The 11,997-nt window shown below is 73.4% G+C and carries 14 protein-coding genes; 9 read left to right on the top strand and 5 right to left on the bottom strand.

Annotated elements, in window-relative coordinates:
• Positions 1 to 11: 11 nt before the first annotated feature.
• The 3 genes from E1298_RS12420 to E1298_RS12430 are packed head-to-tail and all read right to left on the bottom strand — an operon-like array spanning position 12 to position 1,766.
• A complete protein-coding gene (locus tag E1298_RS12420; RefSeq protein ID WP_131892520.1) occupies positions 12 to 554 on the bottom strand; it encodes a GNAT family N-acetyltransferase in 543 nt (180 codons plus the stop codon).
• 33 nt (positions 555 to 587) lie between these two features.
• Positions 588 to 1,106 (bottom strand): GNAT family N-acetyltransferase, encoded by a 519-nt coding sequence (locus E1298_RS12425; RefSeq protein WP_131892522.1) that lies wholly within the window; start codon positions 1,104 to 1,106, stop codon positions 588 to 590.
• A 42-nt stretch (positions 1,107 to 1,148) separates the two neighbouring features.
• Positions 1,149 to 1,766, bottom strand: a complete 618-nt coding sequence (locus E1298_RS12430; RefSeq protein WP_131892524.1) for a CGNR zinc finger domain-containing protein — start codon at positions 1,764 to 1,766, stop codon at positions 1,149 to 1,151.
• A 123-nt stretch (positions 1,767 to 1,889) separates the two neighbouring features.
• Here E1298_RS12430 and E1298_RS12435 point away from each other — a divergent pair, with 123 nt between their 5' ends.
• Positions 1,890 to 2,192 (top strand): hypothetical protein, encoded by a 303-nt coding sequence (locus E1298_RS12435; protein ID WP_131892526.1) that lies wholly within the window; start codon positions 1,890 to 1,892, stop codon positions 2,190 to 2,192.
• Entirely contained in the window at positions 2,189 to 2,548 is a 360-nt protein-coding gene (locus tag E1298_RS12440; RefSeq protein WP_131892528.1) for a VOC family protein, read from the top strand. The genes E1298_RS12435 and E1298_RS12440 overlap by 4 nt, the downstream gene beginning before the upstream one ends.
• A gap of 12 nt (positions 2,549 to 2,560) precedes the next feature.
• Here E1298_RS12440 and E1298_RS12445 read toward each other — a convergent pair whose 3' ends face one another.
• Entirely contained in the window at positions 2,561 to 3,964 is a 1,404-nt protein-coding gene (locus E1298_RS12445) for an aminotransferase-like domain-containing protein (protein ID WP_131892530.1), read from the bottom strand.
• Between E1298_RS12445 and E1298_RS12450 the strand changes: the two genes are divergently transcribed.
• Both E1298_RS12450 and E1298_RS12455 read left to right on the top strand, forming a co-directional pair.
• Positions 3,963 to 4,991 carry a DMT family transporter gene (locus E1298_RS12450; RefSeq protein ID WP_131892532.1) on the top strand — a complete coding sequence of 343 codons (1,029 nt, stop codon included), beginning with the start codon at positions 3,963 to 3,965 and terminating at the stop codon, positions 4,989 to 4,991. The genes E1298_RS12445 and E1298_RS12450 overlap by 2 nt on opposite strands.
• Positions 4,966 to 5,991 carry a hypothetical protein gene (locus E1298_RS12455; protein WP_131892534.1) on the top strand — a complete coding sequence of 342 codons (1,026 nt, stop codon included), beginning with the start codon at positions 4,966 to 4,968 and terminating at the stop codon, positions 5,989 to 5,991. The genes E1298_RS12450 and E1298_RS12455 overlap by 26 nt, the downstream gene beginning before the upstream one ends.
• A gap of 109 nt (positions 5,992 to 6,100) precedes the next feature.
• Here E1298_RS12455 and E1298_RS48025 read toward each other — a convergent pair whose 3' ends face one another.
• Entirely contained in the window at positions 6,101 to 6,277 is a 177-nt protein-coding gene (locus E1298_RS48025) for a hypothetical protein (RefSeq protein WP_165975439.1), read from the bottom strand.
• Between the two features lie 239 nt (positions 6,278 to 6,516).
• Between E1298_RS48025 and E1298_RS12460 the strand changes: the two genes are divergently transcribed.
• The 5 genes from E1298_RS12460 to E1298_RS12480 form a co-directional block, all read left to right on the top strand.
• Positions 6,517 to 7,584: a glycoside hydrolase family 18 protein gene (locus E1298_RS12460; RefSeq protein ID WP_243725543.1), complete on the top strand. Its 1,068-nt coding sequence runs from the start codon at positions 6,517 to 6,519 to the stop codon at positions 7,582 to 7,584.
• A 130-nt stretch (positions 7,585 to 7,714) separates the two neighbouring features.
• Positions 7,715 to 7,912, top strand: coding sequence for a hypothetical protein (locus E1298_RS12465; protein ID WP_131892536.1), 198 nt, complete (start codon positions 7,715 to 7,717; stop codon positions 7,910 to 7,912).
• A gap of 282 nt (positions 7,913 to 8,194) precedes the next feature.
• Positions 8,195 to 9,133, top strand: coding sequence for a 4-hydroxy-tetrahydrodipicolinate synthase (gene dapA, locus E1298_RS12470; protein ID WP_131892538.1), 939 nt, complete (start codon positions 8,195 to 8,197; stop codon positions 9,131 to 9,133).
• The gene (locus E1298_RS12475) at positions 9,130 to 10,815 is read left to right on the top strand and encodes a ribonuclease J (protein ID WP_131892540.1); all 1,686 of its coding nucleotides are present in this window, start codon (positions 9,130 to 9,132) and stop codon (positions 10,813 to 10,815) included. Before dapA ends, E1298_RS12475 begins: the two co-directional genes overlap by 4 nt.
• 118 nt (positions 10,816 to 10,933) lie before the next feature.
• A partial coding sequence (locus tag E1298_RS12480; protein ID WP_207944580.1) for a DNA translocase FtsK 4TM domain-containing protein occupies positions 10,934 to 11,997 on the top strand: 1,064 nt, incomplete at its 3' end.

Genomic DNA, 11,997 nt, shown 5'->3' on the forward strand with positions numbered 1-11,997 from the left:
CTCACCGACCCCTAGGGAACGCCGATGTCGGTGTGGAGGCGGATCTGCCGGACGGGCTCGCCCATGTCGAGCGTCCGGGCCGTCCCGTCGGGGGCCCAGCCGGCCGAGCCGAGGAACGCCCGCGTCACCTCGTCGTCCTCGAACGCCCAGGTGATCAGGGTGGTGAACCCGTCCTCGCGGAGCAGGTCGACGGTCGCGGCGAGCAGCCGGCTGCCGTGTCCCGCGCGGGCGTGCAGGGGATCGACGAGCAGCGCGATCAGCTCCGCGGCCGCGGCCGGGTCGTGGTCGGCGTCCTCGGCGGGGGCGTGCGCGGCGAACCCGACGACGAGATCGGACGCGACCGCCACCAGCAGCCGGTGCCGGGGGCTCGGCGGCGCCGTCGCGGCCTCGGCCCACCGGTCCCGCCACGCCTCGGTGGCGGCGGGCCCGGTCACCTGCCCGAGGGCCTCGGCCGGGAGCAGGTCCCGGTAGGCGTGCCGCCACGTGCGCACCTGGATGTCGGCGACCGCGGCGGCGTCCGCTCGGCGGGCGGGCCGCACACCCACATCGGCCATGGCGTCGTGTCCTCTCGTCCGGGATGCCCAACCCTAGAGGTCCCGCTCGTAGCGCACCTCGGTGATGATGTGCCCGCGCAGGTCGGCGTCCGTCCGCCCGGTGGGCTCCAGTCCGGCGCGGGCGTAGAAGCGGCGGGCCCGCTCGTTGGTCTCCAGGACCCACAGGACGAGCCGGTCGTGCCCGGCGGCGCGGCCCTCGTCCATCACGCGCTCCAGAAGGGCGCGGCCCACGCCGGCCGACCAGTGCTCGGGCGCGACGTACAGGCCGTACACCTCCAAGCGCGCGCGGCCGGGGACCGGGCCGATGGGCGCGCGGCGCTCGGGCCCGTATGCGGCCATCCCGGCGGGGGCGCCGTCGATCTCGGCGAGCAGCATGCGGCCGAGGGGGTTCGCGGCGTGCCACCCGCGCCGCCGCTCGACCTCGCCGGAGCCGGTGAGGTCGTCGATCACCGACGGCGGGAGGAGCCCGTCGTACGCGGCGCGCCACGACCTGGACCGCGCGCTCTCCACCGCCTCAGCGTCGCGCGGCTCGGCGAACCTGATGATCAGCACGTCCCGAGGATAGGCCGCGACCGGTCCGGTCCCGCCGGGCGGTCAGGCGGTCGGCCGGCCCGGTGCCCCGCCGGCGGGCCTGCCGGACGCCGGGCGGCGCCGGGCCCGGTAGGCGCGGGTCTTCGTCCGGTTGCCGCACACGCTCATCGAGCACCAGGAGCGGGAGCGGTTCTTGGAGGTGTCGAGGAACGCCCAGCGGCAGGTGTCCTCCTGGCAGACCTTCAGGCGGGCCCAGGTGCCGGCCGCCGCGGCGTCCATGATCGCGGCGGCGACGCGGGCGAGGCCGGTGGCGGCCTCCCCGGGGGAGCCGAGGGGCAGGAGCGACGGGCTCGCGCCGGTGAACGAGATCCGCAGGGGGAGGGCGGCGAGGGCGTCTTCCAGATCGTCCCCCAGGGCGTCGTCGGCCTCGCCTGGCAGGTCGGGGGCGGAGGGATCGTGGTGGACGAGCATCGCGGCTCGCAGCCCCTCGCGGAGCGCGATCGCCGCCGTCAGGTCGGCTCCGGTGGCCTTCACCCGTGCCGTGACCAGCCCGCGCTCCGCCAGCCACGCGGCGAGCCGGGCGGGCGAGGTGAACCCGTCGTTGCCGGATTCGACGTCGAGCGTGTTGACGAAGTCCCGCAGCAGCAGCGCGGCGTCCCCGCCGGGACGAGCCTCGGCCATCACTCCTCCTGCCTGTACACCAGCACCCTACCAAGCGGCAACACCAGTATTCGACCTTTGCTGGTTGCAATGGACATGACACCGGCATTACGGTTTGAGTGGTGTCAACGATGGGAGAACGACATGAACGCGCTGCCCTACCTCGCGGGGCTCGCCACGCGGCACGCATGGGCTCAGCGCCGGTACGCGGAACTCCAGGCCGACATCGTGGAGGCGCGGCTGACCGCCCGTGCCCGCGCCATGGAGCGCGCCGAGGAAAACCATGGCCGCGTCCGTGAGTTCGCTCACGACGTCGTCCGCGGGGTCACGTCAAGGCGCCTCGCCGGACGATTCGCCGCCCGCCGCTCCGCTCAGCCCAAGCCGTACTGCGCGCGCGCCGCCGCCCGCTCAGCGCGCACCGCACACATCGCTGGAGGCGCCCGATGACCGCGACCCCGAAGGTGACCAACCTCGTCTTCGACTGCGCCGACCTGGACGCCATGGCGGCGTTCTGGGGCGGGCTGCTCGGGATGAAGACGACGCACAGGGACGACGACTGGCTCGACCTCGAACCGCTGGGCGAGGGCGGCCCGACGCTGTCGTTCCAGCTCGTCCCGGAGCGTAAGACGATCAAGAACCGGCTGCACCTGGACCTGGACGTCCCCGACATCCGCGTCGCGGGCGAGCTGGCCGAGCGCCTCGGCGCGACCCCGGCCACCGGCCCGATGGGCCGCCCGGAAGCGCCGTTCCGCGTCTGGCGCGACCCCGAGGGCAACGAGTTCTGCCTCTGCACCGGGTCGTGAGCGGACGGCGCGTCATGAGCGGGGGAGGGCGGTGGCGAGGCGGCGGACGCCCTCGGCCAGCTCGGCCTCGGAGGCGGCCGTCGCGTAGCTGATGCGCAGGTGCGGGGCCGCGGCCTCGGCGGGGAAGAAGGGGCGCCCGGCGCTCACCAGCACCCCGGCGCGCAGGGCGGCCTCGGCCAGCTCGACGTCGTCCACGCCGTCCGGCAGCCGCGCCCACAGGTGGAAGCCGCCCGCCGGACGGTTCACGCGCAGCTCCGGCAGGTCGCGGGCGAGCGCCGCGAGCAGCGCGTCCCGCCGGGCCGGCAGCGCCGCGCGGACGGCCCGCAGGTGCCGCGGCCAGCCCGGCGAGGTGACCAGCTCCAGCAGCGTCTCCTGGAGCGGCCGGGCGGGGAAGAACTCCTCCAGGAGCTGCGTCGCGCGGATCCGCTCGGCGACCGGGCCGCGGGCGATGACCGCGGCCACCCGCAGGCTGGGCGCGGTGGCCTTGGTCAGCGAGGCGATGTGGACGACGCGGCCCTCGCCGTCCTGCGCGACCATCGGCGGCGGGGGCGGGTCGATGCCGATGTGCCGCGCGAAGTCGTCCTCGATCACGAACGCGCCCGCCGCGCGCGCCGCGTCCAGGACGCGGGCGCGCCGCTCGGCGCTCAGCACCGTCCCGGTCGGGTTGTGGAACGTCGGCTGGCAGTAGAACACCCGCGCCCCGCTCATCGCGAACGCCTCGGCGAGCAGGTCGGGACGGACGCCGCCGTCGTCCACCGGCACCGGCACCGGGTGCAGCCCGCTCGCCCGCGCGATCGCGAGGACGCCCAGGTAGGTCGGCGACTCGACCAGGACGGGCGCGCCCGGCGGCAGCAGCGCGCGCAGCACGGTCGTCAGCGACTGCTGCCCGCCGCTGGTGATCACCACGTCGGCCGGGGCGATGTCGCCGCCGACGCTCCGCGCGAACCAGGCGCGCAGCTCCGGCATCCCGCCGAGCCGCGGCATCTCCCAGGCGCCGGGCCGCCGGGCGGCCCGCGCCGCCGCCGTCGCGAGCGCGCGGGTCGGCTGGAGCGCGGGATGCAGGTAGCCGCCGCTGAGCGCGACGGTGCCCTCCGGCGCCGGGGTGAGCAGCCACGACACCCCCCTCGCGTCGACCGAGCGGTCGCCGAGCGTCACCGCCTGCCAGGCGAGGTCGGTGGGGCCGCCCGGCGCGGCGGGACGACCCGGGCGGTCGGCGACGAACGCCCCGCTGCCGGGCCGCGTCACCACGATCCCCTCGGCGGTCAGCAGCGCCAGCGCCCGCGACACCGTGACCGGGCTGACCCGGTGCGCCTCGATGAGCGCGCGGCTCGACGGCAGGCGCTCGCCGGGGCCGCGCCGGTGCGCCTCGGCCCGCAGCGCGTCGGCGAGAGAGGCCACACTGCTATCGTGGTTCATGAAGGACAAGGATAGCGCTACTGCCCCAGCGTCGATAGCGCCGACGGCGTCGGCGGCGGGGCTCGGGCTCGCCGCGCTCGGCGTGCTGATCTTCTCGTTCACCATTCCCACCACGGTCTTCGGCCTGGAGGGCCTCGATCCCTATGTGATCGGCGTCGGCCGGGCCGCCGCCGCGAGCGTCCTGGCCGCCATCGCACTGCTATCGGTGCGGGCCCGTCCGCCTCGGCGCGGCCAGTGGGCCGGGATGGCGGCCGTCTGCGCCGGAGTGGTCTTCGGCTTCCCGCTGCTCAGCACGCTCGCGCTCGACCACGGCGCCTCGTCCGCCCACTCCGCCGTCGTGGTGGGCCTGCTGCCCGCCGTCACCGCCGTGTTCGCCGTGCTGCGCGCCGGGGAGCGGCCGTCCCGCGCGTTCTGGCTGGCCAGCGGGGCGGGCGCGGTCTGCGTCACCGGCTTCGCCGTGCTCCGCGGCGCCGGGCGGGTCACGGCCGCCGACCTCCTGCTGTTCGCCGCCCTGCTCGCCGCCGCGGCGGGCTACGCCGAGGGCGCGCGGCTGACCCGCGACATGCCCGGCTGGCGCGTCATCTCCTGGGCGCTGGTGCTGGCCGCTCCGATCACCGTCCCGGTCACCCTCTGGCTGCTGGCGACGACCCGCCCCGACTGGACGGGACGCTCCGCGCTCGGTTTCGCCTACCTCACCGCCTTCTCCGCCTACCTGGGCTTCTTCGCCTGGTACAAGGGGCTCGCGCGCGCCGGGATCGCCCGCGCCAGCCAGATGCAGCTGGCGCAGCCGGTGCTCACCTTGCTGTGGTCCGGGATCCTGCTGGACGAGGTGGTCGACGGGACGACCGTACTGGCCGCGGTGAGCGTGCTCGTCTGCGTGGCCCTCACCCAGCGGACGCGCGTCCGGCGGGTGCAGGACCCCGGCCCCTTGCGCCCTGTAACAGACTCCCGCACGATGGGAGGAGCGGCGTCACAACGCCGTGACCTGGGAGGAGCCGTGCATGGCCGACAAGCCGACCATCCCTGAGGGCGGGTTCTGGCCCGCCCCGGAGGTCCCCCAGCCGAACATCTACCCGATGGAGTGGCGGGTCGAGACCGAGAAGCTCGCCGCCATCTACGACAAGTCCAAGCGCATGGTCTGGAACCCCGCCGACCTGCCCTGGGACGACCTGCGTCCCGAGGACTTCACGCCGGAGCAGCGGCTCGGGATCATGTACTGGTTCGCCGTCCTGGCCAACTTCGACGCCTCGGGCCCGGCGGTGTTCGCCCGCGCCACCGTCCACGCGTTCGAGCAGCACGAGGAGGACCCGGTCCGCAAGTGCTTCTTCTCGATCACCCGCGACGAGATGAACCACGAGGAGTGCTGCCAGCGCTCCATCGCCCGGCTGTGGCCGGGCGGCCCGCTCGACTGGCGGCCCGGGACCGACCTGGAGAAGGCGGCGCACAACAACATCGGCTGGCTCTACCACAACGGCGGCCGCTACTGGCACGGCTACAGCACCGCCGTCCGCAAGTACTCGCTCGCCGTGCTGTTCACCAGCTTCATGATGGGCGAGATGGCCGCCTCGACCCTGTTCCGCGGCATGGCGTCCGGGACGCGCCACCCGGTGTTCGGCGAGATGTTCAGCAAGATCGGCCGCGACGAGTCCCGCCATCTCCAGATCTGCATGACGATCCTGGAGAACGAGTGGCCGGGCCTGACCGACGACGTCAAGGGCCAGATCACCAAGCAGCTGCGCGCCGGGTTCGTCTTCCTGTCGATGATCCTCTGGGAGCCGCCGGACGGCTTCTGGGACCTGCCCCCGTACTTCCTCGCCAACCACCGCGTGCTGATGGACCACGCGCGCGAGGCCGGACTCGGCGTCCTGTCGTTCGAGGAGCAGGCGGAGAACTGGAAGGTCGCCATCGCCCGCGTCCGCGCGATCGTGGAGCGCTGGGGGATCGAGTTCCCGGCCATCCCCGAGCTGGACATCTCCGGCGTGGAGGTGAGCTTCATCGATCCCGAGGACATCATCCCGGTGTTCTAACGAGCCCCTGCGGAGCCTGGTGGGGGCGGCTCGGCGGCCGTCTCCACCAGGTCGTCCACGGGGTGCCCTTCGCCCCGGGGCCGGGCCCGTCCCCGGGCGCGCGGGCCGGTCAGTCCCGGACGATCTGGGCCAGCAGGGTGACCACCCCGACGCCCACGCCGATCGGGATCGCGGCCCTCGGCGCGGCGGCGCAGAGCACGGCGGCGCCGACCGCGACGATGATGATCACGAGTGCCCGCGTACTGATCAGAGGTCTCGGTTCGGTCTGGTTCGGTCGTACTCGCATGTCGGCTCGACCTCCATCCCGGTGGACGGGTTCGTACCGGGCGACCCCCCGTCGAGACCGGATCGGGCGAGGGCCCTGGCCGGGCTCCCGTTCCGCTGAGCCGCCCCGTCACCACATCGTTCCCGCGGTGTCAACGTCCCGCGCGCGCGACGCGCCGTCCGGACCCAATCATGATCATTGCGTGGGACGCCCGTGCCGATGGCGTCCGGCCCGCCGCGTTGATCCGGGATCATTGCCGGATGGCGGGTTCGAGCAGGTTCGGGGGCAGGGGTCCGGCCGTGGCGCGGCGGGCGCTGCGGTGGACGGGCTGGACGGTGGCGTACGTGCTCGGCCTGGCCGCGCTCGCGCTCGCCGGGGCCTGGGTGTGGTGGCAGTCCGAGCCGGAGGCGCGCGGCACCGACACGAACGCGCTGTGGGCGCGCCACCAGTGGGTGGGAGAGCCCCACACCGACGCCGAGTACCGCGCGCTCGGGACGCTGCTCCGCGACAACCGCATCTCCGACGTGTTCTTCCACGCCGGGCCGTTCGAGCCCGACGGGACCGTGCCCGCGTCCAAGTACCGCTACGCCCGGCAGCTCATCGCGGCCGTCCGCCAGTACGCGCCGGGCGTACGCGCCCAGGCATATCTGGGGCAGGTGCGGACGGTGGAGGGCAAGGGCATCATCGACCTGGACGACCCCGCCGTGCGCGACCAGGTGCTGAGGACCGACGCGACCTTCCTCGACCTCGGCTTCGACGGCATCCACTACGACTTCGAGCCGATCTACCCCGACGACCGCGCGTTCCTGGACCTCATGGAGCGGACGCGCGGGCTGACCCGCTCCCGCGGACGGCTGCTGTCGGTCGCGCTGGAGCAGCCGGCGCTCGTGGACGCGGCCCAGCCCGTCTACAAGGCGCTCATCCCGCGCCAGGGGGCCGTCCACTATCCGCCCCGCCCCACCGAGGACTTCCTGAAGGCGGTCGCCGACCGGGCCGACCAGGTCGCGATCATGACCTATGACGTGTCGCTGCCCTCGCGCGCGCTGGCCGGATGGCACTTCGCCCGGCACACCCGCCGGACGCTGGAGCTCATCGGCGACCGCACGACGGTCTTCATGGGCGTCCCCACCTACCGGCCGCGCATGGGCTGGGCCGAGGACCTGGGCGTCGCGCTGCGCGGCGTCCGGCGCGGCATCGGCGATCTGGAGCGCCCGCCGTCCCGTCCGTACGGCGTCGGCGTTTACGCGGATTGGACAACGGACGCCGCCGAATGGGTCCGTTATCGCGCCATATGGCTGCCGCCCGCGACACCTGTTCTTGGCCGTTAGGAAACCCTGCCCCTGACGTTCAGTTTCTCGTGTTCCCGCAGGTAGAAGGCGTTGGGTAGCCGAGCCCGGCGGGGGTATCCCGGTTCGGAGCAGACCCGACGCGGACGCAAAGGGAAGTGGGGACGAGCCCATGGGCATCGAGCAGACCGCGCGGCACGTCGCCGACCGGCTCAGCGAGCTGTCGGCCGAGTTCACCGGCTGGCGGATCGGCAGGGGCGGGTCCGGCCTGTGGTGGGCCGTCCGGGGAAACGATCTCGTCCGGACGCCCGATGTCGAGGAGTTGCGCGTCCGTCTGCATGAATTCACGGTCGCCCGGAGGCACGCCTGAGCAGGCGCGCCGGGAGACGGCGAGCAGAGGCGGCGGGAGCCGCCGGAACGCCGCGATCGGGGCCGCGGCGAGCACGGTCACGTTATCCAACCGAGTCCGGGAAGTGGCCGGACTGACCCCGTAACGAGGCATTTGCGTGCCACGATGGGGGTGTTGGGGCCGCCGCCACGCGTACCCCCGAGCGTGTGGCGGCGGCTTCTTCCATGTCCGCCTCCATGTCCGCCGCCCCCGGGAGGGACCTGCGGGTCCAAGCCGAGCTGCCGGAACGGTACCGTTCGATATATGGCACCCAGCACAACGACCGACGCGCCTTTTGGGCGGATGTTGACCGCGATGGTCACTCCGTTCCTGCCCGACGGCGGCGTCGACTACGACGGCGCCGCACGCCTCGCGACCCACCTGGTCGACGAGCGGCGCCATGACGGCCTGGTCGTCAACGGGACGACGGGTGAGTCGCCGACGACGAGCGACGACGAGAAGCGGGACCTGCTGCGCGCGGTCATCGAGGCGGTCGGCGACCGCGCCGTGATCGTGGCCGGTGCCGGGACCAACGACACCGAGCACAGCCTGAAACTCGCCCGGCAGGCCGAGGCCGCCGGCGCGCAGGGGCTGCTCGTGGTCACGCCGTACTACAACAAGCCTCCGCAAGAGGGGCTGGTGCGCCACTTCACGGCGGTCGCCGATGCCACCGGCCTGCCCACCATGCTGTACGACATCCCGGGACGCACCGGGGTGCCGATCCAGAACGACACGCTGCAACTGCTCGCCGAGCACCCGCGGATCGTCGCCGTCAAGGACGCCAAGGGCGACCTGTTCGGCGCGTCCAGGGTCATGGCCGCGACCGACCTGGTCTGGTACTCCGGCGACGACAACCTCAACCTGCCCTGGCTGTCGGTCGGCGCGGCGGGGTTCGTCAGCGTGGTCGGGCATGTCGTGGGTATCGAGCTCCATGAGATGATCGACGCATACCGCGCCGGTGAGCACGGTCGGGCGCTGGACATCCACCGCCGGCTGCTGCCCGTGGTCACCGCCATCATGACCCGAACGCAGGGCGCCATCGCCGTGAAGGCAGCGCTGAACCTGCTCGGTCTCCCCGGAGGCGGTCCGCTGCGCGCGCCGCTCGTGGAGGCCACGCCGGAGTTCGCCGCGCGCCTGCGTGAAGACCTGACGATAGGGGGAGTCAAAGTGCCGGAGATCGCCATGCCGGAGGTCGCCCGGTGAGTCATCCTCACCCCGAGCTGCCGGACCCGCCCGCGCCTCCCCGGGGCGGGCTGCGCATCGTCGCGCTCGGCGGGCTCGGGGAGATCGGCCGCAACATGACGGTCTACGAGCAGGCCGGACGCCTGCTCGTCGTCGACTGCGGCGTGCTCTTCCCCGAGACCGAACAGCCCGGAATCGACCTGATCCTGCCCGACTTCGACTACATCCGGGACCGTCTGGACGACATCGAGGCCGTCGTCCTCACGCACGGCCACGAGGACCACATCGGCGCCGTCCCGTACCTGCTGCGGGAGCGCCGCGACATCCCGCTGGTCGGGTCGCGGCTGACGCTCGCGCTGCTGGAGGCCAAGCTCACCGAGCACCGCATCAAGCCCGTCACCGACGTGGTCGCCGAGGGCGACCGGCGGACGTTCGGGCCGTTCGCCCTGGAGTTCCTCGCGGTCAACCACTCCATCCCGGACGCGCTCGCCGTCGCCGTCCGCACCCCCGCGGGGCTCGTCCTGCACACCGGCGACTTCAAGATGGACCAGCTGCCGCTGGACGGCCGGCTCACCGACCTGCCCGGGTTCGCCCGGCTCGGCGCCGAGGGCATCGACCTGCTGCTGTCGGACTCCACCAACGCCGAGGTGCCCGGCTTCGTCACCAGCGAGCGCAACATCGGCCCGGTCGTGGACGAGGTGTTCCGCACCGCGCAGGAGCGGCTCATCGTCGCCTGCTTCGCCTCCCACATCCACCGCGTCCAGCAGGTGCTCGACGCGGCCGTCGCCAACCGCCGCAAGGTCTGCTTCATCGGCCGTTCGATGGTCCGCAACATGGGCGTCGCGCGGGAGCTCGGCTACCTGAACGTGCCCGAGGGCATCATGGTCGACCCGAAGGAGCTGGACGACATCCCGCCCCACCGGCTGGTGCTGGTGTGCACCGGCTCCCAGGGCGAGCCCATGTCGGCGCTGTCGCGGATGGCCAACCGCGACCACCAGATCCGCATCACCGAGCGCGACACCGTGATGCTGGCGTCCTCGCTGATCCCCGGCAACGAGAACGCGGTCAACCGCGTCATCAACGGCCTCACCCGGTGGGGCGCGCGGATCGTCCACAAGGGCAACGCGCTGGTGCACGTGTCCGGGCACGCGTCGGCGGGCGAGCTGCTGTACGTGCTCAACGTGACCAAGCCGGGCAACTTCATGCCGGTGCACGGCGAGTGGCGGCACCTGCGGGCGCACGCCAAGCTCGCCGCGCTGACCGGCGTGCCCGACGACAACATCGTCATCGCCGAGGACGGGGTCGTGGTCGACCTGGTGAACGGCCAGGCGAAGATCGTCGGCGCCGTTCCCGCCGGGTACGTCTACGTGGACGGCCTGTCGGTCGGGGAGGTCACCGAGACCTCCCTGAAGGACCGGCGGATCCTCGGCGAGGAGGGCTTCGTCTCCATCGTCGTCGGGATCGACACCACCTCCGGCAAGCTCGTGGCCGGCCCGGAGATCCACGCCCGCGGCGCCGGCATCGGCAACGCGGACTTCGAGGAGATCATCGCGCGGATCGAGCAGTTGCTGCGGGACGCGGCCGGCGACGGCGTCAACGACCTGCACCAGATCAACCAGCTCATCCGGCGCACCGTCGGCAAGTGGGTGAGCGACAACTACCGCCGCCGCCCGATGATCATCCCGGTGGTCGTCGAGGTGTAGGACGGTCCGGACGGCCGGGCACCGCGCGGGACGGCGCGGTGCCGCGGCCGTCACGGGCGCGGCAACACGCCGTCCGCCATCCCGGGAACCGCGAAGGTCCTTGGTTACTCTCATAAGCATGGCCACACGTGCGTCCGGAGGGGCAAAGGGGACGGCGGGGCGTAGCCGTGGAGGCGAAACGAAGAGCTCTTCGCGCTCCGGGGGCGGCGCGGCCCGCAAGCCCGCGGGCCCGGCCCCCCGCAAGCGAGCGAGCACCGCGAAGGGCGGGGCCAAGGGCGGCGGAGGCCGCGGCGGCTCCGGCCGGGGCCGCCCCCCGCAGCGGCCGCACCCGATCGTCCAGGTCGTCTCCGGGTTCTTCCAACTGCTGGTCAAGCTCTACCAGCTCGCGGCGGTCACCGTGGGCGGGCTGTTCCGCGCGTACGGCAACAGCGCCCGCCAGCTCGACCCCGAGCACCGGCGCGACGGCCTCGGCCTGGCGCTGCTCGGCTCGGCCATCGTGCTGGCGTCGGTCACCTGGTTCCGCCCCGACGGCGTCGTGACGATCGCGCTGGAGAAGGTCGTGCGCGGCGGGCTCGGCCTCATGGCGGTGGTGCTGCCCGTCCTGCTGGCGCTGCTGGCCTGGCAGACGCTGCGCCATCCCGAGCAGTCCGAGGACACCGGCCGCGTCGTCATCGGCTGCACCGCGCTCGCCGTCGGCGTGCTCGGCGTCCTGCACATCGCCGCCGGCGTCCCGTCCCCCTCCAAGGACATGGACGCGGTGCGCGGCGCGGGCGGCGTGCTCGGCTGGCTGGTCTCGGCGCCGCTGGAGGCGGGGCTGAGCGGCTGGGTGGCCGTCCCGCTGCTGCTGCTCCTGTCGTTCTTCGGGCTGCTGGTGATCACCGCGACGCCGATCGCCAAGGTCCCCGAGCGGTGCGCCGGCCTGTGGTCCATGGCCACGCTGCAGGGCCGTCCCGAGCGCCCGTCCGAGAGCGGGGCGGGCGGCGAGGCCGCGCCGAAGAAGCGGCGCCGCAGGGGCAAGAACGCCGACGGGCCGGCCGACGGGGGGCTGGAGGTCGGCGAGCACTCCAAGCCGTACGACACGCCGCTGCTGGAGGACGCCCCGAAGAAGGGCGACCGGCCGCAGCGCGACCTCGCCGACGAGCTGTTCGAGCCCGACCCGTTCCACGGCGAGGTCCCGCCCCC

The sequence above is a fragment of the Actinomadura rubrisoli genome, assembly GCF_004349215.1.
Lineage (GTDB): Bacteria > Actinomycetota > Actinomycetes > Streptosporangiales > Streptosporangiaceae > Spirillospora > Spirillospora rubrisoli.